The organism is Clostridium frigoris, assembly GCF_018861865.1.
GTDB lineage: Bacteria > Bacillota > Clostridia > Clostridiales > Clostridiaceae > Clostridium_AD > Clostridium_AD frigoris.
Map to the genome: position 1 here is coordinate 76003 of NZ_JAHLDV010000010.1, position 25537 is coordinate 101539.

Here is a 25537-nt window from a genome sequence, read left to right on the forward strand (position 1 = left end):
CCTCCTAGATATTAAATTTAATTTATCATTGTTTTATTAATGTATATGTATCTAATTCTATAAAATTGCATATATTAATATTTTGTTCACTTCATATACTATAAAAAAAATATATTTTGTGGTATCATTTTCTTGTTTAAAGACATTTCAGAAGGGAAGTCTCTTATTTTTATAAGTAGAATTATTAATTTCCTTCTGAAGTCGTTAATGCATCTTCTACAAAGCTTTTCAGCGACCCAGGAGATGATTTAATATACAAAGTTCAAAAGGGAGTTAATTTATGATTAATATAACTTTACTAAATTTTAATGTATTTTCACTTTTTTGTTATTTTATTATTTATTCCTTCATGGGCTGGTGTCTTGAGACAGTATATGCTACAATTCGTAAAAAAGAATTTGTTAATAGAGGCTTCCTAACTGGACCCTTTTGTCCTATTTATGGTTTCGCTATCTTGTCAATAATTGTTTTGCTAAAACCTATTGAAAATAATTATATATTTCTTTTTTTAGGTTCAATATTTTTAACTTCAATTATCGAGTATATAACAGGCTATGTTTTAGAAACTGCTTTTGATAGTACTTGGTGGGATTATAGCGATGAGCCCCACAATCTTCATGGAAGAATATGCTTAAAATTCTCTATACTATGGGGATTCATTTCAATTTTAATACTAAAGGTACTTCATCCCTATATTGAACACATAGTAGGTTTGATACCTAAAAATCCAGGTATATTTCTCTTTTATATCACTTTACTATATTTTATTCTAGATTTTATAATTACTATACTTACTATACTCAAACTAAAATCTCTTTTAACCCAATTAATCACTGCATATTCAGAGTTAACTGAGAAATTTTTAGATTTTAAATCAAATTTAGGTAATACTAAAAATATACCTGAGTTAAGAATTAAATTGGATCAGTTAATTGCACTTTCTGAAACTAAAATGAGTAAAGAAAAATCCAATATCGGGAATATTGTAAAAGAAGTTAAAATAAAATATGATTCTTTGTTTATAAAAAAGTATCCCGAATATTCACGACTTATAAAAGCCTTTCCAGACCTTAAATTTAAGGGTTTAGATGCTATTTTAAAAAATGTTAAAAATATAATTCATAAGGATAAAAAAAGTTAATTTTATTCTCTTTAATAAGGTAAAAATTATTTAGAGCTTGAAATTAGCAATTACTAATGTTAGGATTCAATTGTATATATTAAAATAACATAAGTTAAAGGAGACCTAAGAATGAAAGAAAATAGTCTTAAACTTGCGCAACAAGGAATTGATGATGCGCTCGACACTATAGAATCGCTAGAAAAAAGTATAAAAGAAACTCCTATCTCAAAAAATATATTAAAAGAAAGTTTTTATACGCTTTCTAAAAAAGTTGATAAAATTGAAAGTATCTTAAAAAATGAAGGTATTTTATAGTTACTGTTGCCTTTATAATAATAAAACAAAAGCGACACATAAGTTAATACTTATGTGTCGCTTTTGTTTTATAAATTTATTAAATTAAATTAATTTTTAATAATCTACTTCATCTAAAAACAATCCTTTGGCTGGTGCAATATGTCCCGAATATTTTCTTTCTTTTCTATCTAATATATCACTAATCTCATTTGCATCTCGCTCACCAAGTCCTACCTCAACAAGTGTCCCAACTATTATTCTTACCATGTTCTTCATAAATCCATTTCCTTGAACACTAATTTCTATATTTCCATCTTCATTTACAATATTTATTGTGTAAATAGTTCTTACAGTAGATTTTTTCTTAGTTTTAAGTGTTGTAAAGCTTTGAAAATCATGTTCTCCTATTAAAATTTCTGCTGCTTTCATCATCTTATCGATATTTAAAGGTAATGGCACATGATAATCATATTTTCTGGTAAATACATCATGAACTTTATTGTTGCAGATATTATATATATACTTTTTAACCTTAGCATTATATCTTGCATGAAAATTAAGATCTACTTCCTCTACACTCTTCACTACAATATCTTCTGGTAAATATTCATAACAATAACTACGCATTTTATGTGTTGGCATTGTACATTCTGTTCTAAAATTTGCAACTTGGTTTGATGCATGTACTCCCGCATCAGTTCTTCCTGAAGCAGTAATTTCAATATTTTCTTCTGCCATCTTACTCAAAACTGCTTCTATTTTGTGCTGGATTGTATTATCACTATCTCCAAGTCTTTGCCATCCTTTATACCTAGTACCATCATATTCAATTACAATTTTTATATTTCTCATATTTATTATTTATCCTACTTTCTATTTTAGAATTTAATCTAATATTTTTAATCCACTACTTATATTATATACATATATCTTTATTAATAAAACATACCATATAATTTAATTTTAAGTTTTGACAAAACTAAACTTAATTTTACTATAGGATATCTTGTTTCCGTATCTAAAAAAACTCTACGTTTTACCATCTTCCACCTAGATAATTTCCAAGTGTTTTTTAAATCAGTTGCATTTCTCCTTATAGCCTTTCCTTCTCTTTCATTACCATCATAAAATACTACAAAATCAAATTCTGCATTTTCAGTATTAAATTCGACATCAAATTTTTTAATAATACTATTAGGTGAAAGTAATAATCTTCCAGCTTTAGGCTGAAGATCAAATGTAATTCCTTTTTTATTACTCGAACTTAAATATGATTTATAAATTAATTCACTACAAAATAATGCGTTATCTGTCATAATGTCAAAATTGTAATCATATGCCTTTCCTAAAGATTCAAAAGCCGTAAATAAAGCCTTTAGTTTATCTTCTTTTGATAGTTTTGGACGCAGAGCAGAAAAATAATCTACTTTTGCAATAGCATCTAGAGTATTTATTACAACACCTGGAGCAATAACTTCTATAATATAGTCTCTATTATCTCCATCTTTCACCCTTAAACTCTCATATACTTTGGGATAAATCACCTTTACATACTCCGAAACACACAAGCAATCCCCTAATAGCATATCACCAAAATACTTGTCCAATTTTTCCAAACAACCTATATAAATACCAGTATGAGTCCAAAATCCTGGAAGTCCCATATTCGTTAGCTGGTAATTATTTCTTTTTAAAAGAATATCTCCTGGTACCAATTCCTCTTTAAAAATATTGATATCTTCATTACTAATATATTTTTCTTTTCTACTAGAGTAATCAACTCCGGTGATACTTATAGCAACCCATTTTTGAAATGGGAACCAAAAATCAAAAACATTTTTCCCAAAAAAATCAATCATATTATTTTTAACAATATTTCTATGATTCCTTACAAGTTTAATAACGTTCAAATAATTATAACTTGCATAATCTAATAATTGCGCTTCAGTCTCATCTCTTTCCAATTCATAAACCTTATAGTAATTAACATTAAAATCAAAATAATGCTTATTTCTATACAAAGATATCATATAAGATATTTCCGTAATTTCTTGAGTAATATAGTAATATTGTTTTTTATTAATGTTGTATTCAGCCCTAGGTTCATTTAGCATTGACTCCAAATACTTATTTTTCTCTATGACACCCACAAGCAAAACAGAGTTTTTACGTATTGCTATAGTTGATGCATAAATTAATAAAATATTTTTATACTTATTATGAGAATTTGAAGTATTCTTAAGTAAAAGCTTATTTTTATATCTTTCTCTAATATCATTTAATTCATTATAACATCTTACGTAACTAATCCATTTATCTAATATATTTTGTTTATCGACTAATGACATATTTTGAATATTTGAAATAAATAGGCTTTCATTACTTTGAATCTCACTCATCACATGTTCTAATTCTTTTATAAGCTCTAAGGATTTTTTTATTTCCTCATTAACTGTTCTATGAACTAAGCCCATATAATTATCCTCGATTCCATATTCATTTTTAAATTAGCATTTAATTTAAATCTACATGTGCAGATAAAAAAATGATTTATATTATTAATATAGCTATAAATTCAATTAGGTACATACTCCGCCCATAAATTGAGTTTGTCAATTAAATATTATTATACCATAGAACTCGCTATTCCTTTAATATATAAATTATATAATTGAATATTTCTATTTTATTTTACCTTTTTCAAATTTTCAATGTTTCTTTTTACTCATTTATATGTATACTATCACTATACGACAATTGGTAAGATAAAATGAATTTCTGGAGGTTTATATGTTTACAAGCGAACTATTATTACATTTTTTAAATTTATTATTTATTATTAATATCCTTTTCGCTTTTGCAGTTGTATTTCTTGAGCGAAAAAACCCTGCAAGCACTTGGACTTGGCTTATGGTATTACTATTTTTACCTAGCATAGGGTTTATTCTATACTTATTTCTGGGTCAAAACTTAAAAAAAAAGAAATTATTTTCACTAAAGAAAGAAGAAAAGGAAAATCTCGCATCAATTATCAATAAACAAACAGAGTTTTTGAGTAACGATACTCTAATTAAAACTAATCCTTTTTTAAGTAAATATTCTGATGTAATGAAACTCAATCTATGTAGTGATAATTCTTTCTACACAAATAATAATAATGTAACTATATTTACTGATGGTAAATCAAAATTTGATCAGCTTAAAAAAAATCTAGAAGATGCAAAAATATTTATTCATATGGAGTATTATATATTTCAAAATGATAATTTAGGAGGATCAATTCTAGAAATTTTGTGTAGGAAAGCTAAGGAAGGAGTAGAGGTAAAATTACTCTATGATGGAATGGGCTGCCTTAAAGTGCATAAGAAATTTTTTGCTCCTTTAATAAAGTCTGGTGGAAAAGTTTCATGTTTTTTCCCACCTTTTCTTCCATATATAAATCTTCGTGTAAATTTTAGAAACCATCGTAAAATATGCACTATTGATGGTAAGTATGGCTATATCGGTGGTTTTAATATTGGTGACGAATATTTAGGACTTTCTAAAAAATTTGGATTCTGGCGAGATACACATTTATTCATACAAGGAGATGCACTTGATGCACTTCAATTGCACTTCCTAATGGACTGGAGGTTTGCTTCAAAAGAGAACTCCGTTTTTGATGACAAATATTTTCCTCATAGAACCCACATTGGTAAAACAGGTCTTCAGATAGTTTCAAGTGGTCCTGATTCAACTTGGAATTCTATTAAAAATGGCTATTTAAAAATGATAAGTAAAGCTGAAAAAAACATCTATATAGAAACTCCTTACTTTATTCCAGATGACAGTATCCTTGAAGCTCTAAGAATAGCCTCCTTGTCTGGCGTAGATGTTCGTATAATTATACCGAGTAAACCAGATCATCCCTTTGTATATTGGGCTTCTACATCTTATATGGGGGATCTTCTCGATTCTGGTGTCAAATGTTATACCTATACCAAGGGCTTTCTTCATAGTAAATTTCTATCTATTGATCAGTCTATAAGTTCTGTAGGCACAGCAAATCTAGATATTCGAAGCTTCACTTTAAACTTCGAAATTAATGCTTTTATTTATGATAAAGAAATAACTTCTGACTTAGATCACTTTTTTATTGATGATTTGAAATCTTGTGATGAACTAACACTAAAAAAATACACCAATAGAAGTTTTATTGTTAAATTCAAGGAATCCATTTCTAGATTGCTTTCTCCCATACTATAATGGAATGGCCCCACAAACTTTTGAATGTTTGTAGGGCCATTCCATTATTTACACATACTAATTATGTTTTATAATATTAATCAATTAGTTTTAATTATAGGTATACTAAATGAAAAATCAGTTCCTTTTCCTATTTCACTTTCAACCCATATCTCTCCACCATGTTCTTCGATAATATACTTGCATATGGATAATCCAAGTCCTGTGCCCCTAGGTTTGGATGTAAGCGTATCACCCACTTGACTAAACTTTTCAAATATATACTTTTTATCTGCCTCCCTAACACCTACTCCTGTGTCACTAATACTTACTATTATATTCGCCGCAACTACTCTTGCACTGCATACTATACATCCTTTTTCCGTGAATTTTATAGCATTAGAAATAAGATTTATTATTACTTGCATTAATTTATCTTTATCTGCCATAATTTTAGGAAGTGTTTCACTTATACTTTGTATAACCTGAAGAGATTTACCCCTTATAATGGGATTCGTTAATGTTATTACTTGTGTTATAATTTCTTCTATATCAGTTTCCCTCACATTTAATAAAACTTTTCCTGCTTCCATCCTTGATATATCTAATAAATCATTTATAAGACTAGATAATCTCTCTCCTTCTGATAATATTATATTTACATTTCTCTTTATTTTGACTACTGCACTTTGGTTTTTTTCAATTGAAAGATCTAATTCGGATACTATAGATCCTTCAAATTTTCGCTTAACCATTTCTGTAAACCCAATTATTGATGTTAATGGTGTTCTAAGTTCATGAGAAACTGTAGATAAAAAATCTGTTTTCGTCTTATCTATATCTTTTAGCTTTTTAAAAAGCTTAGCATTTTCTATAGCTACGGCTACTTGACTAACTATTGAATAAGCATTACCTCTATAAATTTCATTGTATGCTGCCTTCTTATAATTAAGCATTATTACAGTTCCATATATTTCATCTTTATAAATTATTGGAATCATTAATAGGCTTCTCTTGTGATATAATAATAGTTGTAATTTGGTACTATATTTTGTATAATCCACTTTCCTTAAATCATGAATATAAAACATCGTGCCAGACTTTGTAACTCTATTAATTAGATTAATAAACTTCTCATCCTGAATGTAGCTATTTGTTTCTAGTTCGACTCCATCACCATGACAAGCCATAATTTTAAAGTCAGTATCATCTTTAAATATACTTATAGCAACATCGTAAGCTAAATTTTTATATAAATTATTTAATAACTTATTAAATATATCATTAATATTTGTTGTAGATTTAAATATATCAATATTTGAAATGATTTTCTTATCAAATTCCTTAGATTTTTTAGACATTAACATTTTTATTACTATATGCATAATTATAATATTTGTTATTATTATGACTCCTATATATATGTAAAATTTGTTTGACAATATTTTTATCATAACATACCTCTATTTATTATTTATTAGCACCCTGCTGTTACAATACTTATGTATTTATGACTTGATTTTATACATAACTATAATGAAAATACCAATTTTATCTCTTTATGTCAAGTATTATTAAACATTTAATACAGCTACTTATTATCATATGAAAGAGGTGCCTCTATGCAAAAATCAGGTAAAATAATTAATATTGAAAAAGATAAGGTGTATATCGTTACCACAAATAAGGAGTTTGTAACTCTCAAAAGACATGCAGTTGAACCTGTAATAGGTGAAATATATATAGGTAAAGAATTCAAACCCATTACTACTTGGAAATACATCTTAGTAATTACTTGTTCTTTATTAATATTACTTCTAATAAGGCAATTATATGTGAATAATAGATATAATTACTCCGTTATCGTAGACATGAATTGTTCTCTAAAAATGGATTTAAATGGTTCAAATAAAGTTACAAATGTTGAAGGAATTAGCTCTGGTGGATATAAAATAAAACAACTTCTAAATCTCAAAAATACATCGCTTAATCAGTCCTTACGTTTGATTTTAGATGAATCTATTAAGCAAAAATACTTAACTAAAGCACATGCAGATGATGGTTTTAAAATTTCTATATTTATTTCTGGCAATATAAATAAAAATCCAATAAACTTAACTGAGTTTAAAGATTATGCTGAAACTCGTAATTTCAAGGTGCTAATAAATGATAATGGGCTAGCTATGACCAATTAGATGGTCTTTACATAATACTTATCTTAAATTTACTTTATAACTTCTAAGGACGGTGTGAAATGAAAATTATACATGGCGAAAAAGAAAAAAATATTATTCAGCACTATGAGACTAATGATTCAAAAACTAGATTAAATAAATTTATAAGTGAAACAGGTTTTTGTTCTAGACGCGAAGCAGATAAGCTAATTGATAAAGGTAGAGTCACCGTAAATGGAAAAATACCTGAAATGGGTACTCAGGTTTCTAAAGCGGATGACATTAAAATAAATGGTAACCCCCTAAAAAATAAAGAAGATCACATTTATTTAGCTTTCAATAAACCTGTTGGAATAACCTGTACTACAGAACATAAAATTAATGGGAATATTATAGATTTTATAAATTATCCAAAAAGGATTTTTCCAATTGGTCGTCTTGATAAAGCTTCTCAAGGTCTTATATTTTTAACTAACGATGGTGACATTGTAAATAAAATTTTACGTTCAGGTAATAGTCATGAAAAGGAGTACCTTGTAACTGTAGATAAACCAATCTCTCCTGATTTTATAAAAAACATGGGAAATGGTATACCTATACTTAAAACTACCACTAAAAAATGTTTAATAAAAAAAGAAAGCAAATATGTTTTCAAAATAACTTTAACGCAGGGACTTAACCGCCAAATACGAAGAATGTGTGAGTATTTAGGATACTCGGTTATGCGACTTGAGAGACTCAGAATTATGAATGTTTCTATAGATAATTTACCTATTGGAAGATGGAGATATCTATCTAAAACTGAACTAATGGGTATTAACAATCTAATTTTAGACTCCATAAAAACCGAAAGTGCTTCTAAATAAATAACACCATCTGTTTTTTTATTAACTTAATATCTCTAATGTTAAAAATCCCTTGAAAAACACACAAATTTGTGTGTTTTTTGCTTCATTCAAAAGTTATCAACATTATGCACACAGAATTTGTGGATAACTTGTTACTCTTAGTTAATAATAACTATTATATTTATGTTATAAATTCGTTTGAAATTATGCTTTAAAATTGTAAATAATTACTTGTTTATTTTCCTTAACTTCATATAAAATCACTTAACTTTAGCTCAAATTGCTAACACTTGCCATTTACTGCTTTTATGATCGTAATTGCATTATAGACTGCTATGTAATCATTTTCATATTTCAAGCTTCTAGTCCTTATTTAACAAGTATAATCTTATCTACATTTATATTGTATTCATTGTATTTTAGTTATAGCCACGTTTTACCATATAACTCAACAATACATTTTCTCTTGTATTTTATATATTATACCAATTTAATTATAAACTCTTCTTATTATGATATTATATTTAATTTACATTATTTCCTACTGTTTTGAAAATTATTTTGAATTTCTTATTTTTTTTAGTTAGACTCACAGATTGTACACATTAAGTTTTACTAATCCACAATCGATTTAAATATATGTAATTATATGTTAAAATTTATCAACCATTTAATAGTTATACACATTATCCACAGTCTTTCTGTGCATAACTTGTGGAGTCGATGTTAATGATTAGTTATTTGTCGTTATTATGTATATATAGGAACATAATATGTAAATATTTGTGTATTAAATAAAATAATCAAGAATTTAATTATTAAGTTATGCACATTATCCACAGTTTTGTTGATAACATGTTAATAACTTTTTCTCTATAATATCACCCATATTTACTAGATTTAAGTTATTATAAGTTAATATATTCACCTAATAAAATTTCTTGATTACCAGCTCGTGAAATGGTATATTAGGCACATAAGTATATATTCAATTCAAATATATGACACATGTTTGGAATCTTTATAAATTAAATTGAAAAGAGGTAATTCACTTGAGAATAGGAATGGGATATGATGTTCATAGATTAGTTAAGGGTAGAAAATTAATCCTCGGTGGAGTGATGATACCTCACGAGACTGGTTTACTTGGTCATTCAGATGCAGACGTTCTAATTCATGCAATCATGGATGCACTCCTAGGTGCTGCTGCACTTGGTGACATTGGAAAACATTTTCCTGACACTGATACTAAATATAAAGGTATATCGAGTATTTCTTTGCTTAAATATGTGTGTAACTTAATAAAAGACAAGAATTATATAATTGAAAATATTGACGCTACAATAATAGCACAAGAACCTAAAATGGCACCTCATATACTCTACATGGTAAAAAATATTGCAACTGCCCTTGATTTGCCTATAGATAAAGTTAATATTAAAGCTACCACTGAAGAGGGCCTTGGTTTCACTGGTCAATGCGCAGGAATATCAGCTAATGCTATATGTCTTTTAAAATAGTTCTTTATGATTTTGTGTTAAATAAAAATAAGGACGATTCTTATATGAGAATCGCACTTATTTTTATTATCTTTCATCGATATATATGTGTTAAACCAATTATAAACGTTATCGCCCTTTTGCAATACCATTAAATATATGTTATAAAAATTTAATTATTTAAACAATTTTCTCGTACAATAATACTTATCTTCTTTTTTTTCTAATTCAAACTCATTTATAGATGTAACCCTATCATGTTGTTCTAAATGAAGCACATAACCCTCTTCATTCTTGTTTTCAAAAAAAACCTTTGAATAATCCATAACCTCCACTTTTTCCCCACATAGGTCATAAATAAATTTTGGTATACTATTTAGCATAAACATCTACCCCCTTAATATTTATCAACTATAGATAAATATTATAATATATTAACATTTATGCTAAATATTTTATTTATTTTATATAATTTTTACTATATAGTTTTTACTATAGATACATTGTTCATTCCATTATATTACCATATAATATTACACGAATATATTACTCTCCAAGTGTTGCCACCATAATTGCTTTTATAGTATGCATTCTGTTTTCCGCCTCATCAAATACTATTGAAGCAGGACTTTCAAATACTTCATCTGTAACCTCTACACCATTCATTCCAAATTTTTCATATATATCTCTACCAACTTTAGTTTTCAAATTATGGAATGCTGGCAAACAATGCATAAACTTAGTATTTTTGTTTCCGGTTAAATTCATCATTTCTTTATTAACTTGATATGGTTTTAACAGATTAATTCTCTGAGCCCAAACCTCATCTGCCTCTCCCATCGACACCCAAACATCAGTATATATAACGTCTGCATCCTTTACTCCTTTTGCTACGTCGTCTGTAATTGTGATGCTTGCTCCTGTATCCTTGGCTACTTCTCTACATTTACTAACTAATGCTTCTTCAGGGAATAATGAATTTGGTGCAATTATTCTAAAGTCCATTCCCATCTTAGCGGCTCCTATCATAAGAGCATTTGCCATATTATTTCTTCCATCCCCTGCATAGACAAACTTAATTTCATTTAATGGTTTCGAAAAATGTTCTTGAACGGTTAAAAAGTCAGCAAGAATTTGAGTAGGATGGTCCTCGGTAGTTAACCCATTCCATACTGGCACTCCTGCATATTTTGCTAGTTCCTCTACTACGTCTTGGCCATACCCTCTATATTCAATACCATCATACATTCTGCCTAGAACCCTTGCAGTATCTGCAATTGACTCCTTTTTACCCATTTGGCTCCCTGTAGGTCCAAGATATGTAACGTGTGCTCCTTGATCAAGTGCTCCAACCTCAAATGAACATCTCGTTCTAGTTGAGTCTTTCTCAAATAATAATACTATGTTCTTCCCCTTTAATGTTTGCCTTTCTGTGCCTGCATATTTAGCCCTCTTTAAATCTCTAGCCAATTCAAGAAAATAATAAATCTCTTTTGGTGAAAAATCCATAAGTGTTAAAAAGTTTCTGTTCCTTAAGTTAAACATAATAATTCCCCTCTCTTATCTTTACGTCTAATTTTTACTAATCACAGATAAAATATTTTTAAGTGATCCATAAAAGTTGTTTATCATTATAATGTACTACTATTGCGAAAATTTCAATATATTTTTATATTTACACTAAATCTTTACTATATAAAATTACATATATACTATTAACTTTAGCCATAAAAACATTATACCCCATTTTATTACAAGATTTTCATTATACTATATGATTTATTTTAAAGATAATATTGCAAATAGCTATATTTTAAATATTTAGGATAAGTTATCCACAGTTTTTAACATTTAATCAACAGAAGCTGTGGACAATTATATGTATATGCGAAAGCCTTATTTGAGCGCTTATACATATTAAAAGTAATTCCGACATATTTTTATCCACATTATCTACTAATATCTGTTCATAATCTATTAGTTTTTATGTGAAATAAATAGTTTAACTTCTTCTTTATTATTCAATATTTATCTTTTTCTGCTATTTGCTTTATATATTATTTTAATAAATTTTTAACCAAATTCAATTTAGAATACTACGATTACTTGTTTTTTAAAACATATTTATTTAATATGCTAAGGTCCCTTATTTTAAATCTTTATCACATTTTATTACGAATAAAAAGACAAGCTATTTAAATAGCCTGTCTAAATAAAGCTTTACTTAACTCTTCTCGCAGTAAGGTAATCGCCTCTTGTAAGTGCTGATATTTTAATTACATCCCCAGTACGAGGTGCATGAATATATGAGTTATTACCTACATACATTCCTACATGATGTGGATTAGACTGTGTACCAAAGAAAATTAAATCTCCTGGTTGTAAATTTTCTCTAGCAACGTATGTGCCTTCATTTATTTGAGTAAAAGTAGTTCTACTTATTGAAACCCCAAAATGGGCATATACATACTGCATAAATCCAGAGCAATCGAAAAACTGAGGACCACTAGCACCCCAAACATATGGAGTCCCTAAAAAATTACTTGCATATGCAACTACGGCATTTGAACTAAGTGACGATGATCCTCCTCTAGATGCGGTATACTTAGGAACACTATCTTTCATTTGTTGTATTTGCTTCATAGTCGCATCTACAGTAGCCTGTCCATTATTAACATTGCCAGAATAAGATTTTTCTTGTTTTGCAGCTTCCAAAACTAATACACTTTGATCTTTCTTAGTATCTTTAAGCTTTGCGAGTTTTGCTTCATTATCAGCCTTTAACAACAATATCTTTGTTTTCTCAGTTTCAAGTGCTACCTTTTGGTTTTCAACTTCACTCTTTTTAGCTGTTAACTCTGCAACAATCTTATTATCATACTGAACTATCGTCTTAACAGTTTCAGCCCTTGAAATAAAATCTTCTATTCCCTCAGAGTCTAATAAAACTTCCACGTAATTATCAACACCATTCATATACATGCTTCGCATTCTAAGATCATATAAATCTTGTTCTTTTTTAATATTATCCTGTGCAACTTGTATATCCTTTGTTGTCTTCACTATTTGTTTCTCTGTTTCCCCTACTTTAACCTTTGTTTTGTCAACTTGTGCATACATCTTTTCTATGTCTGAATCTAATTTTTCAATAGATACTTCTATGCTTTCATTATTACTTTGAGCTTTCTTGTATGCGTTTTTTTGACTTTCTAACTGACTTTTTTGATTACTAAGTTTATCTGATAATGGATTTGCCATTACCTGCATGCTTATTGTAGCCACAAAGCCAATTGTTATTATCAATGACATTATTCTTTTGCGCAACTTAATCCCTCCATATGTAAAATTATGCATTTTACAATTTACTCGTTTTTTAATCACCGCTTTTAAATCAACGATTACATTATACCACTATTTTCTTAGAAACTTCAAAATAAACATTGGTTATTTTGTAAATTCTATTTTAATATTCAATTATATGTTTATTGTTATACATCTTTTTACATATTTTATTCTATCATATGTTCATAATTTTAAAGAATGTTTATATACTTCAGATTTAGCCATATTTCTATCCTTTGCAACTAATTTCATTGCATCTTTTTTATTTAATCCGTCATCCATATATTTTTGTATATGCTCTTCTATAGTTAATGAATCCCATTTAGCCCTTTCATCTTTATCTATCTCTTCCTTACTCTTACCTTCAACCACTAATACATATTCACCTCTTGGAGCATTCAGTTTATAATATTCTATTGCTTGTTCTAGTGTCAGCCTGATTATCTCTTCATACAGTTTAGTAAGTTCCCTACACATTGATATCTTTCTATTACCAATATTCTCGTATAAAAATTCTAAGGTACTTAAAAGTCTATGCGGAGCCTCATAGAAAATTAAAGTTTCACTCCTATTTATTAGATCATCAATAATAGGCTTTCTTTCTTTATTTTCCCTAGGTAAGAATCCCCTAAAAATAAATTTTGTAGTATCAAGACCCGAATATACAAGTGCAGTAGTAATTGCAGTAGCACCAGGCAACACTACAAATTCTATATTTTGCTCTATACATTTTGAAACTATTACGCTTCCGGGATCTGAAATACCAGGTGTTCCTGCATCACTAATAATAGCAATATTTTTACCATCTTTTACTTGTCTAATTATATCATCACTTTTCCCTAACTCATTAAACTTATGGTAGCTTATAAGTATTTTTTTTATATTAAAATGATTTAAGAGTTTTAAACTTTGCCTTGTATCTTCTGCTGCTATTATATCTACACTTTGAAGCACTTCTAATGCTCTAAGCGTGATATCCTTTAAATTTCCTATAGGAGTTGGAACTAAATATAATTTTCCTGACATTCTTATCACCCTTCGCTGTAGTATTTACATTAATTTTTTTTTAATATTAAATCATCTCTGAATTATACATATCTTTAATTTCCTGTGTATAACCACCATCTACTGTATGGACATAAAGAGGCGTATCCCACTTTAAAAATGCCCCCCCATCTCTCTGTCCTTCGATTAGGACAATGTTAGGTGCCTTATTTACACTTGGGTGCACCATCCTTATACGTTTAGGTTCAATCCTATGCTTTCTCATAGTACACAAGATATCGGCTAACCTATCCGGCCTATGCACCATATACATTCGTCCATTATTATTTAGAAGAATTCTACATGCAATAATTACATCTTCTAATGTACAACAAATTTCATGTCTTGCTATAGCTTCCTTATCATTTAAACTTATTAATCCCGAATTTTGAAGTTTATATGGCGGATTAACTGTAACAATATCTACCTTATCAATAGTTTTAATAAGTTCTATATCTTTTAAGTCTCCATTTATAAATTTAATTGTATCTTCTAAATTATTGTATCTTATTGATCTATTTGCCATATCAACAAACTCTTCTTGAATTTCCACACCAATTATATCGCTGGCGTTTGTTTTTCCTGCTAATATAAAAGGGATTATACCTGTACCAGTACACAAATCAACAACTTTAGCATTTTTTTTTACTTTTGCAAAATTTGCAAGCAGTACTGCATCCACCCCAAACCTAAAAGCATGTTTTTTTTGAATAACGTGAATACCTTTTAATTGAAGATCATCTAAAGTTTCATCCATTCTTAAAAACTCCATTATGTATCTCCTTTCTATAAAATTTGCATTTATTATATACATCACAACAAAAGAAGTATACCTCAATTTTTATTGCTAAATCAAGAGAATACACACTTTATTATTTTTTTATGATTAATAAATATATATTTTCATTTAATAAACGTGTAATTAATTATTAAACTACTATTAGTAAGCATTGTTGAATATACATGTTATTATAGAATAATCGATTTTAATGAGGTTAAAAATGCAATTAATATTATATCCATTTAAAAATGTAGTTTTCAATAAAAACTCTGTATTATTAGATGCCTCTTTCTTGCTCAGCTTAATTTATGATGACGATATCAAGCATAGCGATTGTTTATCATGTTTAAAACAACTTTCAAAAGGAGGTTCTGTTTTTTACACTACTAGTATTATAACAGCTGAGGTTATGAATAAAATACTTTATAAATTATTTATTAGTGACATTCAATGCAAAATAAATAATACTAGTCCTTATAACTCGATGGATAATATTAGATCTATTACAAATAGCTTCAGCCGCCATGATACAAAAATATTAAAGGAAAAGAAAAAAGACAGACTTATTCATATTCCATATAAAAGGTATTTTGATAATATCTCTAAAAATTCTATGAAAAGAAATTTACTCAATATCTATTACAGTAAATCTGTAGAAATACTTTCAGAATTAGAAAAAATTATAAATATAAAGTATCTTAGTATTTCCGAAGAATGTATATCCTTAGTTAAAAAATTTATGTGCGAGAGTTTATTATCAGTGAATGATGCTTTCCACATAGCTACTGCAGAGCACAATAATATAGATTTTTTACTAACTTTGGATGGTGACTTTATTTTTGCTGAAAGCAGTGACATGAAAATACTTAAAATTTAGTAGAAAACATTTCTTAAAGCAATTAATTTAATAAATTAAAATTACTATAAAAAAGAAGCGTAAATTTGATTATCTCAAAATACGCTTCTTTCTTTGTGTTTATTATTTAGGAATATAAATATGCGTGCCATCTTTTATTGCATTCTCGTTTGCAATTTTATTTGTTTCTTTTAGCATTCCAATCGCTTTCTTTACACTATAAGAGGGCATATTATTTTTAGCAATTGAAGTTAATGTATCCTGTTTTTTAACAATATATTCAGTAGTATTCCCTTCTGCAATTACAGCCTTTGATGCCTCAGCTGTTTTTTCATATGGTATTACTATCTTCTGGCCCTCTGCAATTTTATAAGATCCAGTCATACTATTTCTATTTTTAATAAATTCAACGATTTTAACTTTATCCTGACTAGGCATATACGTTTTAGCAATACTAAACACGGTATCATTCTTTTTAACAGTATAGATTCCAACATTAGTTTTATCATTTATATAAGCTGCATCCATTTTATTAGTACTCGTTTCTAAAACATTTTCATTTGTGGTTTTATCGGTACTGCCTATAGACGTTGAATTGTCATTTTGAACTATAGTCGCATCTGGCGACTTCACACTAGCAACGTCTCGTGACCCTGTAAATCTTACTGCAAAAAACACTACTAAAATTAATACAACAACGGTAGATATACTAATTATTCCTTTTTTCATTCTCATATTTAAAACCCCTTTAATATTTATTTTTTAATTAACTATATTTATAATCATTGACATAATTTAGATGTCTCATACATGTTGTACCTCTTATTATTATATAATTGCTAGAAATATCATTTTAAGAATTACTCATCTGTTATAAATGTAATATATTAAAAAATAAAGACTGTTAACCCTATTGGTTAACAGTCTTTATCAATTATAACTTTATATATTATTTTCTATTACTTTTCTCTATTTGCTCCCTAACCTCTTCCCCTGTCATACCAGTTGCATTGATAATTGGAGTAGTTGTTATAGTTTTAGCCTCTCCCATTATGTCTTGATTTTCCCCTGTAACAACAACAGCATCATACCTATCTAAAAAATGGCCTGCGTTCTTCTTACTATTATCAAATTCTTTGACTGCATAACCTTCATTGCTTAAATACTCTTTAATTGGATTCAATCCCTCTTGCACTGCTATTTTCTTCATATCTCTTGCCTCCCTTTGAAATTGTTTTATTAAGTTATTATCTCCAATAAAAAAAAGCATATTCAAATGTACTTACTTATATTTTAATTTTAACAATCAAAAAAAATAAAAAAGCTGAGAAAATTATCTCTCAGATTTTTTATATAACCGCATAACCAGCCTCTTCAATTGATTCAATTAAATTGTCCAAGGTAATAAAATAATCATCATATATTATTTCTATTTGTTTACTTTCACTATTTATTTGGCAAGCAATTACTCCTTGGTTATTTGATATTGCTAAATTAATATTACTAATATCTTTAGAAGTATTCATATTGCATACTTTTATAACCGACTTCATCTTTCCCCCCCTAGTTATCTTTAATTAATTCCTTTATTATATATGAATCTTCTACATTTTTAGAAAGTTCTAATTTAATATCTTCATCATTTACAGCATCTTCATATCTACCAGAAACTAATGTTAAATCTTCAATTTTAACCTCTACAATTTCTTCATCACTGCCATTAAGTTTCATCTTGATTTTAACTGATTCTTTTACAACACTATTACCAATAACTTCGGCTCTACCATAAGGTGTATCTACTACTGATCCTAGAGTAGGCAACGTTTTTCTTATTTTTTCATAGGTCTCCTGCTCATAATTTAAACAACACATAAGCCTACCGCAAATACCTGAAATTTTTGTAGGATTTAATGATAAATTTTGCTCTTTAGCCATTTTTATTGATACTGGTGCAAATTCACCAAGAAAAGTTGAACAACACATAGGTCTACCACATGGTCCAAGACCACCAACCATTTTTGCTTCGTCCCTAACCCCTATTTGCCTAAGTTCTATTCTTGTTCTAAACACTGCAGCTAAATCCTTTACGAGTTCCCTAAAATCAACACGTCCATCCGCTGTAAAGTAAAAAATAACTTTATTATTATCAAAAGTATACTCTACATCTATAAGTTTCATATCAAGTTCGTGTTTATGTATCTTCTCTAAGCATATTTCGTATGCTTCCTTTTCTTTTCTTTTATTATCAAAATCCTTCTGAGCATCTTCATCTGTAGCTTTTCTAATAACACACTTAAGAGGTGATACTATATCATCTTCCTTTATCTCCTTTATTCCAATAACACATTCTCCAAATTCTATTCCTCTTACAGTTTCTACAATAACTCTATCTTCTTTCTTAATATCTATATCGTTTGGACTAAAATAATATATTTTACCAGCTTTTTTAAATCGTACTCCTATTACTGTAACCATGTTAAACCATCTCCTTCGCAGCTGAATATTAACGACTTCAAAAGGATATTTAACTACCATTGAAGTTTTATTTTTGCTAAAGTAGGTATCCCCTAGGTATATCTCTGGGTTAGATAACAATTCTCAATTGTTATTCTCCCACTTATATAAGTAGTAAACTCTCCTTCTAAAATGTCGTTAAACCTCCTGCATTTTAAGTAACATAACTTCAAACGCTAACGCCGGGTTAACGTTTCTATCTAAATTTTCTCTAGTATCATTGATTATATTTATAATACCATTTAATTTGTTAAATGAAAATATGTTCGCTAACTCTTTTATATTTAATAGTTTATCTATATTAATAATTAAATTTTCTTCTTCAACTTCTTTATATATTATAGTATCCCTAATATACGAAAGAAATGCAGTTAATATTTCGTAAAAATTGTCCTTTTGATTAGATAATTTCTTTTCATATTTAAGTAGTTCCTCAGTTTTAGCATTATTTAACTTAAGCAATATTTCCAAGGTAATATCTCTTATATCCTTAAAATTGTTGTCTTTAATAAATTTTTCAGCCTTTCCTGGTATTCCATCACTAAAAGCTAAAATTACTTTTATTGTATCTATTGATAAATCAGAATAATTTTTACTTAAAAACTCTTTCATCTCATCTATATTCAAATTCTTTAGCTTATGTATTTGACATCTTGATTTTATTGTATCTAATATTACTTCAAGATTTTCACATAATAAGAGTATAGTCACATTTTTAGGGGGTTCCTCAATCGTTTTTAAAAAAGCATTTTGCGCTTGCACCGTCATTTTGTGAGCATGGTAAATAATAATAACTTTCTTATCGCCTTCAAAAGGTTTCTTATTAATCTCTTCAATTAAAATCCTTATAGAACTAACACCTATTGTGCTTTTATTTTTATCCATTTGCCATTCCACTAAATCAACGTACTGCCTTTCTTCATTTTTACCTAAAATCATAAACCCTATATTTTTTGCAAGTAGACTTTTGCCTATTCCATCTTCTCCAACTAAAATATGAGCATGTGATAATTTATCTAACTGTATAGCTTTAGTTATTTGATTTTTTATATTACTATGTCCTATTATATCCTCAAAACTCATTTTAGTCCTCCATGCATAGAAGCAAGTATAAATTTATATATACTTGCTTCCAATTAGTTATACCTTTATATACTTATCTACATCAACTACGAATACATTTGCCCCACCTACGTCTACTTCAATGGGAAATGGCATATAAACTCCTGTAGATCCAGCTACAGGTGATGGGGATGATATTATTTGCTTTCTTTCCTTACATACTTCTTCGATAATAGCTAAAACTTCATCCACCTTTTCTTTTTCAACACCTATTAGTAATGTTGTATTTCCTGATTTTAGAAATCCCCCAGTAGTCGCAAGTTTGGTAACCCTAAATCCCTTATCTGTTATTGCCTCAATTAAATCATTGGCATCATCATCTTGTACAATTGCGATAACTAATTTCATATAATCCCACCCTTTCTATAATTTTATTATTTTAATTATATCCTTTTGTATTTCTTTTACACTTCTATTACCATCTAGTACTTCTATTTTATCATATTTTATACAAATATCCATATAACCTTCGAAAACTTTTTTATGAAATTCATTCCCACTATTTTCTAAACGATCTAAGCTTCCTTGCTTCTTTTTTCTGTTTAACCCTTCAGTATAAGGAATTGTAATCATGAATGTTATATCCGGTTTAAGCCCATCTAGTGCCACCTCATTAATACCCTTTATTTTCTCCATCCCAAGACCTCGACCAATACCTTGATATACCATTGAAGAATAAATAAAACGATCACATATGACTATTTTACCATTGTCTAATGCCGGCTTTATAACCTCACTTACTAATTGTGCACGAGAAGCGGCATAAAGAAGTGCTTCACACATATAGCTCATGTTACAATTATCATTGTCTAATATTATTTCTCTTATTTTTTCACTAATTTCTGTCCCTCCAGGTTCTCTGACTCTTACTACTTCATATCCAGATTCTTGTAAATATTTTTCTAATAACTCTATCTGCGTGGTTTTTCCTGAACCATCTGGCCCTTCTAATACTATCATGCGCCCTCTTTCCATTCAATCTCCTCCATCAATATGTATATAACCATAGCCGTTATTTGTTTACTATTGCAACTTTCCCATCATTAATTCCAAGCACCGTTACATTACACTTCAAATAATATAATATCAAAGCTATATTATTCTCATCTAGTCTTTCCCCAGGCATTACAATTGGTATCCCTGGTGGATATGGAACTATTGCCACTGCACATATTTCACCTCGCGACTTTTTTAACTCTACCATAGTTTTATCACTATCCATTACTTCATAGGGGAACATACTTTGCGCCGGTATATCATAATCTATTATATGTACATACGTCTCCTTTAGAGACTCCATATCACACGCTTTAAGAGCTAGGTAAAGTTTTTCAAAATCTTGCTCGTCATTAAAAGGTGAAAATATTAAAACTACATTCCTACTGTCACTCATCTCAGCTTGTATTTTACTTAGCCTTAAATATTCTAATAATTTATGACCACTATAACCTTTAGGCACATTTAATATATATCTAGTTAAATCCATTGTATACTTATTAATATCTTTAGTAGAATTTCCTGATACATTCTCTAAATCTTCCTGACCTAATATATGAAATTTACCCAATTTATTAATTTTAACTCTATTCAATTTACACATTTTAATTAACTCTTCATAATCATTTTCACCATACTCCTCAATATAAAACCTTGCATAATCCATAGAACATAAAAACATATAAGAAGGACTTGTACTTAAAAATGCACTTACATAAAAATCTACTTTACTTATAGCTATATCCGGACCTACATGTAAAAAAGCTGTTTGCGTTAGGCTAGGTAGAGTTTTATGTGCACTCATAACTACCATATTCGCTCCCAGCTTCAAAGGATTTTCAGGTAATAACTTATTAGCACCAAAGTGTGCACCATGAGCAGCGTCTATCAGCACCTTAATATTATATTTTTTAGCTGTTGCAATAATATATGATAAATCAAGACATATGCCATAATAGTTGGGATATGTAATGATTATTCCTTTGGCATCTTTGTTTTCACGAATTAAACAAAGGAAATGTTCCTTATCGAAAGGAAAAGGAACATCATATTCTAAATTAAGTTTATTTTTAATATATACTGGTTTTAATTTTCTCATAATTATTGCGTTATATATGGATCTATGACAATTTCTCTCTACAATAATTTTATCACCTTCATTAAATACTGAAAAAATCATAGTAAAATTCCCACTAGTACTCCCATTAACTAGAAAATAAGATTTTGTACTGCCATAATAGCTACTCAATAATTGTTGAGATTCTTTTATTATTCCTTCTGCATGATGAAGGTTATCTAATCCATCAACTTCAGTAATATCCGCTTTAATAAAATTTTCATAAAGCTCTCTACCTTTCATCGTTTTTAAAAAACCAAGACCTCCTTTGTGGCCTGGCATACAAAAGGAAACATTTTTTTCTTTTATATATGTTAACACTCCATCTAAAAGTGGTAATCTTGACAATCTTTAGTCACTCCTCTTGGTATAAACTGTACTAAAGTCTTTCTTATACAGTTCTTGTAATATTCATAGAAATCGGTATTAGCCTTAGCTTCTATGATTCTTTCTTCGCAATTATTGCAAATCCCTCTTCCATTTATTATTATACCACCATTTAGAGGCTTTCTACATATAATACACTTTTCTTTTAGCATAATTCCCCCCTTAACCGCTCTACCTTAAATCATTTTCTATCAATAATATAAACCATTATTAAATGATGTTAAAACCAACTAGAGTATGGCCTCTATAATATATTTTATTCAACTAGATACAGTTTCTTATTTTGTCCACCTAATAATTTAAAATATATTTATCTACATTTTATGCTATACCCAGTCATTTTAATTTACTCTGTGGCTTTAGGTTCGTTAAACTGAATAATATATCCATATACTTGACTACTTTATGTCACTAAGTGTTACACATTTTGAATTGCCTTAAAAATTTTATTTTTTATTATCAATATATTTATATAACTTCGGTTATACTAATCATATTAATAATCATAAGATTTTGAGAGGAGAACAATCTATGAAACAAGAAATTATAAGTTATATAGATAGCATAAAAAATGATATATACAATTTGTCGAACTACCTTTATAATAATCCCGAATCAAGTTATAAAGAATATAAAGGTTCTGCTTACATAATAAATATGTTAAAAACCAATGGTTTTAATGTGAAAGAAAACTACTGTAATATTCCTACTTCTTTTTATGCACAATATGGAGTTGGTCATCCTAAAATATGTTATATGTGTAAATATACTTCCACTGAAAAAGCAGGTCATATTTTTGGTAATAACGTAAACGCTAGTATTTCTGTTGCAGCAGCATTAGGTCTATCAAAAGTGATTTCTAAAAGTGGTGGGAGTGTAGTTATACTAGGTTGCCCTGGTGAATATTCCAATGGATCAGAATTAACTATAATAAAAGAAAAATGTTTTGAAGATATGGATATTATCATTGCACCTCATTGTGATATAACTAATGCAGAAAGTGGTACATCTATGGCTACTATTCCAATTAAGCTTAAATATATTAGTGATAATAATAATTTTTCATCTTTAGACTCCTATTTATTCATATTTAATTCATTAAATCGTTTGCTAAAAGGAGTACCTAATAGTTGTTTTATTGACAATATATCTATAACTAATGTCTCCCCTAGTGATAATTCTTTTTTACAATCTGAGGCCAAGTTTTATCTTAAAGCTGCTACCCTAAATGAAGCTGAAATTTTCCAGAAAAAAATTGTAAAACTCATTAATTCATTATCTCAAGTAATGAGTGTGCCAGAAGAAATTAGTCTATTCGAATTACCTTCAGAGGAACTTTTAACTAATATTTCTTTATCAAGATTACTTGCTCACAACTTAAAAGAATGTGGCATTATTAATATTGATTCTTGTAAAAATAGTTCCTATGGCTTAGGCATTGGTGCTATAAGTCATACAACGCCGTGTATATACCCTTCAATATCGATTACAGAAAATAACCTAATAAATTGTCCCTCACCTTCCTTTGCTTTAGAAACACAAACCGAGTTCTGTAAAAATAATATTGTAAAAGCAGCTAACGCACTTGCCATTACAGGCCTTGATATTATTGAAAAACAAGATTTATTAAAAGAAATTACTATTGAATTAAAATAATATATTTTTTTTATAAATATTTCACGACAAAAAAGAAGTATAATTAATTTCAAATTATACTTCTTTTTTATGTATGCTATATTCGTTATTAAAATACTGACTTTTCTTTTAGTAATTTGATTTTGTTCATAAGGCCATCACTAGGTTCAAAATAAAACTTTTTGAACTTGTTTCCTGCTTTATATACACAACAAAATTTACTTCCAATGAATGTAGAACACACATACTTTTTACTACTACTTATATGGATATCTGAACTGTAGTTACTATACTTACCAATGTACTCTATATCTTTTAACTTAATATCTTCTCGTACTGTAACGTCTTGACCTTTTATTTTATGAATAATAAATTGATCTGCTACAATTAAATACTTATATTTAACCTTACACTTTGAAAACTCCATATAACAAAGAGCTATCATTATCGTATTAAAAAATAAAGTTACAAATGTTTTAACATTTATGTTGCCTATACTAACTTTAGGCAATAAGTCTGATAGGCATATAAATACAACTAATGTAATAAATAGCGATACCACAGCTGGAAACTTCTTTCTCTGAATCATTTCTTTATACATCAAACTCAGACCCCCTAAATTTATTAAAAAAATCAGGCATATACAGTCTGTTACCCAACATATGTGATTATACTAGCATTTCATATAATAATCTACTTCTGCTAAGTTAACTATGGTTTGTATAACATGGTATAAAGGCATGTGATCAAATTATATTGATTCATATGCATCAACATATATATTTCTAGGTATTACTCTTAATTACTAACTTTCATTAAATATTATGTATATTATATTTTTTTATGTTTAATAAGATATGATACGCATCCTTAGTAGAAAGAACCAATCATGTCGTATATATTGTTACAAATAAAAAAAACACTTTGTATTATACAAAGTGTTTTGGAGGCGCCACCCGGATTTGAACCGGGGAATAAAGGTTTTGCAGACCTTGACCTTACCGCTTGGCTATAGCGCCATAACTTGGTGGCTAAACCCGGAATCGAACCAGGGACACGAGGATTTTCAGTCCTCTGCTCTACCGACTGAGCTATTTAGCCATGTAACCTAGCGACAACCTACTCTTCCACAAAGTTACCCCTGCAGTACCATCGGCGCATTGAAGCTTAACCTTCGTGTTCGGTATGGGAACGGGTGTTACCTTCAGGCCATAATCACTAGATGAGAATATAAATATTCTCTGAAAATTGCACAGTGCTGGTCTTTTCGCTAACGCTCAAAGCCCTGTCTCTTTCTTGCGAAAGAGGTAAGTCGCAATATTAATATTAATTGTTACTTATGTTATCTTGGTCAAGCCCTCGACTTATTAGTATTAGTCAGCTGAACATGTTACCATGCTTACACCTCTAACCTATCAACCTGGTGGTCTTCCAGGAGTCTTACTTGCACCACACTTACGTGTGGACAATGGGAAATCTCATCTTAGGGTGGGCTTCACACTTAGATGCTTTCAGTGTTTATCCCTTCCAAACATAGCTACCCAGCGATGCCACTGGCGTGACAACTGGTGCACCAGA

The 25537-nt window shown here is 28.7% G+C and carries 26 protein-coding genes, 2 tRNA genes and 2 rRNA genes; 8 read left to right on the top strand and 22 right to left on the bottom strand.

Annotated features, from left to right (window positions below; translation table 11 throughout):
• The first annotated feature begins 280 nt into the window (after positions 1 to 280).
• Together KPL37_RS07205 and KPL37_RS07210 are read left to right on the top strand one after the other, a co-directional pair.
• Complete coding sequence (locus KPL37_RS07205) at positions 281 to 1141, top strand: putative ABC transporter permease (protein WP_216147215.1); 861 nt, start codon at positions 281 to 283, stop codon at positions 1139 to 1141.
• A 111-nt stretch (positions 1142 to 1252) separates the two neighbouring features.
• Positions 1253 to 1438: a hypothetical protein gene (locus KPL37_RS07210; RefSeq protein WP_216147218.1), complete on the top strand. Its 186-nt coding sequence runs from the start codon at positions 1253 to 1255 to the stop codon at positions 1436 to 1438.
• A 96-nt stretch (positions 1439 to 1534) separates the two neighbouring features.
• On the opposite strand, the gene truA is transcribed toward KPL37_RS07210, so the two are convergent.
• Together truA and KPL37_RS07220 are read right to left on the bottom strand one after the other, a co-directional pair.
• Positions 1535 to 2272: a tRNA pseudouridine(38-40) synthase TruA gene (gene truA / locus KPL37_RS07215; RefSeq protein WP_216147221.1), complete on the bottom strand. Its 738-nt coding sequence runs from the start codon at positions 2270 to 2272 to the stop codon at positions 1535 to 1537.
• 83 nt (positions 2273 to 2355) lie between these two features.
• Positions 2356 to 3894: a YiiX/YebB-like N1pC/P60 family cysteine hydrolase gene (locus tag KPL37_RS07220; RefSeq protein WP_216147224.1), complete on the bottom strand. Its 1539-nt coding sequence runs from the start codon at positions 3892 to 3894 to the stop codon at positions 2356 to 2358.
• Between the two features lie 316 nt (positions 3895 to 4210).
• Here KPL37_RS07220 and cls point away from each other — a divergent pair, with 316 nt between their 5' ends.
• Positions 4211 to 5665, top strand: a complete 1455-nt coding sequence (gene cls, locus KPL37_RS07225) for a cardiolipin synthase (protein ID WP_216147227.1) — start codon at positions 4211 to 4213, stop codon at positions 5663 to 5665.
• A gap of 80 nt (positions 5666 to 5745) precedes the next feature.
• On the opposite strand, the gene KPL37_RS07230 is transcribed toward cls, so the two are convergent.
• Positions 5746 to 7029: a GAF domain-containing sensor histidine kinase gene (locus KPL37_RS07230; RefSeq protein ID WP_216147230.1), complete on the bottom strand. Its 1284-nt coding sequence runs from the start codon at positions 7027 to 7029 to the stop codon at positions 5746 to 5748.
• 237 nt (positions 7030 to 7266) lie between these two features.
• Here KPL37_RS07230 and KPL37_RS07235 point away from each other — a divergent pair, with 237 nt between their 5' ends.
• The 3 genes from KPL37_RS07235 (at position 7267) to ispF (ending at position 10186) form a co-directional block, all read left to right on the top strand.
• Positions 7267 to 7839, top strand: a complete 573-nt coding sequence (locus KPL37_RS07235) for an anti-sigma-I factor RsgI family protein (RefSeq protein WP_216147233.1) — start codon at positions 7267 to 7269, stop codon at positions 7837 to 7839.
• Positions 7840 to 7898: 59 nt separating this feature from the next.
• Positions 7899 to 8684 carry a 23S rRNA pseudouridine(2604) synthase RluF gene (gene rluF / locus KPL37_RS07240; RefSeq protein ID WP_216147236.1) on the top strand — a complete coding sequence of 262 codons (786 nt, stop codon included), beginning with the start codon at positions 7899 to 7901 and terminating at the stop codon, positions 8682 to 8684.
• Between the two features lie 1034 nt (positions 8685 to 9718).
• The gene (ispF, locus tag KPL37_RS07245) at positions 9719 to 10186 is read left to right on the top strand and encodes a 2-C-methyl-D-erythritol 2,4-cyclodiphosphate synthase (RefSeq protein WP_281418636.1); all 468 of its coding nucleotides are present in this window, start codon (positions 9719 to 9721) and stop codon (positions 10184 to 10186) included.
• 155 nt (positions 10187 to 10341) lie between these two features.
• Here the strand turns inward: ispF and KPL37_RS07250 are convergent, their stop codons facing one another.
• The 5 genes from KPL37_RS07250 to KPL37_RS07270 all read right to left on the bottom strand — a co-directional run bounded on the left by KPL37_RS07250 (position 10342) and on the right by KPL37_RS07270 (position 15323).
• A complete protein-coding gene (locus KPL37_RS07250; RefSeq protein WP_216147239.1) occupies positions 10342 to 10548 on the bottom strand; it encodes a hypothetical protein in 207 nt (68 codons plus the stop codon).
• Between the two features lie 163 nt (positions 10549 to 10711).
• Complete coding sequence (gene argF / locus KPL37_RS07255; RefSeq protein ID WP_246578163.1) at positions 10712 to 11710, bottom strand: ornithine carbamoyltransferase; 999 nt, start codon at positions 11708 to 11710, stop codon at positions 10712 to 10714.
• 675 nt (positions 11711 to 12385) lie between these two features.
• On the bottom strand, positions 12386 to 13489 hold the full coding sequence (locus tag KPL37_RS07260) for a C40 family peptidase (protein ID WP_216147242.1): 1104 nt from the start codon (positions 13487 to 13489) through the stop codon (positions 12386 to 12388).
• A 201-nt stretch (positions 13490 to 13690) separates the two neighbouring features.
• Positions 13691 to 14533 (bottom strand): 16S rRNA (cytidine(1402)-2'-O)-methyltransferase, encoded by an 843-nt coding sequence (gene rsmI, locus KPL37_RS07265; RefSeq protein WP_216147245.1) that lies wholly within the window; start codon positions 14531 to 14533, stop codon positions 13691 to 13693.
• A 46-nt stretch (positions 14534 to 14579) separates the two neighbouring features.
• Positions 14580 to 15323: a tRNA1(Val) (adenine(37)-N6)-methyltransferase gene (locus KPL37_RS07270; protein WP_216147248.1), complete on the bottom strand. Its 744-nt coding sequence runs from the start codon at positions 15321 to 15323 to the stop codon at positions 14580 to 14582.
• 229 nt (positions 15324 to 15552) lie between these two features.
• On the opposite strand from KPL37_RS07270, the gene KPL37_RS07275 reads away from it, so the two are divergent.
• Positions 15553 to 16209 carry a PIN domain-containing protein gene (locus KPL37_RS07275; RefSeq protein WP_216147251.1) on the top strand — a complete coding sequence of 219 codons (657 nt, stop codon included), beginning with the start codon at positions 15553 to 15555 and terminating at the stop codon, positions 16207 to 16209.
• 102 nt (positions 16210 to 16311) lie between these two features.
• Here the strand turns inward: KPL37_RS07275 and KPL37_RS07280 are convergent, their stop codons facing one another.
• From KPL37_RS07280 to KPL37_RS07320, 9 genes are all read right to left on the bottom strand, one after another.
• Positions 16312 to 16923: a LysM peptidoglycan-binding domain-containing protein gene (locus KPL37_RS07280; RefSeq protein ID WP_216147254.1), complete on the bottom strand. Its 612-nt coding sequence runs from the start codon at positions 16921 to 16923 to the stop codon at positions 16312 to 16314.
• A gap of 214 nt (positions 16924 to 17137) precedes the next feature.
• The gene (locus KPL37_RS07285; RefSeq protein ID WP_216147257.1) at positions 17138 to 17398 is read right to left on the bottom strand and encodes a YkuS family protein; all 261 of its coding nucleotides are present in this window, start codon (positions 17396 to 17398) and stop codon (positions 17138 to 17140) included.
• Positions 17399 to 17537: 139 nt separating this feature from the next.
• Positions 17538 to 17741 (bottom strand): heavy-metal-associated domain-containing protein, encoded by a 204-nt coding sequence (locus KPL37_RS07290; RefSeq protein ID WP_216147261.1) that lies wholly within the window; start codon positions 17739 to 17741, stop codon positions 17538 to 17540.
• Between the two features lie 10 nt (positions 17742 to 17751).
• Positions 17752 to 18663 (bottom strand): PSP1 domain-containing protein, encoded by a 912-nt coding sequence (locus KPL37_RS07295; protein WP_216147264.1) that lies wholly within the window; start codon positions 18661 to 18663, stop codon positions 17752 to 17754.
• A gap of 177 nt (positions 18664 to 18840) precedes the next feature.
• Complete coding sequence (locus KPL37_RS07300; protein WP_216147267.1) at positions 18841 to 19785, bottom strand: DNA polymerase III subunit delta'; 945 nt, start codon at positions 19783 to 19785, stop codon at positions 18841 to 18843.
• Between the two features lie 57 nt (positions 19786 to 19842).
• Positions 19843 to 20172 (bottom strand): cyclic-di-AMP receptor, encoded by a 330-nt coding sequence (locus KPL37_RS07305; protein WP_216147271.1) that lies wholly within the window; start codon positions 20170 to 20172, stop codon positions 19843 to 19845.
• 15 nt (positions 20173 to 20187) lie between these two features.
• Positions 20188 to 20799 (bottom strand): dTMP kinase, encoded by a 612-nt coding sequence (tmk, locus tag KPL37_RS07310; protein ID WP_216147274.1) that lies wholly within the window; start codon positions 20797 to 20799, stop codon positions 20188 to 20190.
• Positions 20800 to 20836: 37 nt separating this feature from the next.
• Complete coding sequence (locus tag KPL37_RS07315) at positions 20837 to 22285, bottom strand: aminotransferase class I/II-fold pyridoxal phosphate-dependent enzyme (protein WP_216147277.1); 1449 nt, start codon at positions 22283 to 22285, stop codon at positions 20837 to 20839.
• On the bottom strand, positions 22264 to 22476 hold the full coding sequence (locus KPL37_RS07320; RefSeq protein ID WP_216147280.1) for a sigma factor G inhibitor Gin: 213 nt from the start codon (positions 22474 to 22476) through the stop codon (positions 22264 to 22266). The genes KPL37_RS07315 and KPL37_RS07320 overlap by 22 nt, the downstream gene beginning before the upstream one ends.
• 379 nt (positions 22477 to 22855) lie before the next feature.
• Here KPL37_RS07320 and KPL37_RS07325 point away from each other — a divergent pair, with 379 nt between their 5' ends.
• Positions 22856 to 23980, top strand: coding sequence for a zinc-binding metallopeptidase family protein (locus KPL37_RS07325; protein ID WP_216147283.1), 1125 nt, complete (start codon positions 22856 to 22858; stop codon positions 23978 to 23980).
• Between the two features lie 88 nt (positions 23981 to 24068).
• Here the strand turns inward: KPL37_RS07325 and KPL37_RS07330 are convergent, their stop codons facing one another.
• From KPL37_RS07330 to KPL37_RS07350, 5 genes are all read right to left on the bottom strand, one after another.
• On the bottom strand, positions 24069 to 24563 hold the full coding sequence (locus KPL37_RS07330; protein WP_216147286.1) for a hypothetical protein: 495 nt from the start codon (positions 24561 to 24563) through the stop codon (positions 24069 to 24071).
• Between the two features lie 340 nt (positions 24564 to 24903).
• Positions 24904 to 24978, bottom strand: a tRNA-Cys gene (locus KPL37_RS07335).
• Between the two features lie 6 nt (positions 24979 to 24984).
• Positions 24985 to 25060 (bottom strand) — tRNA-Phe (locus tag KPL37_RS07340).
• Between the two features lie 5 nt (positions 25061 to 25065).
• A 5S ribosomal RNA gene (gene rrf / locus KPL37_RS07345) occupies positions 25066 to 25182 on the bottom strand.
• A 124-nt stretch (positions 25183 to 25306) separates the two neighbouring features.
• Positions 25307 to 25537: ribosomal RNA gene (locus KPL37_RS07350) — 23S ribosomal RNA — on the bottom strand; the annotation flags it as partial.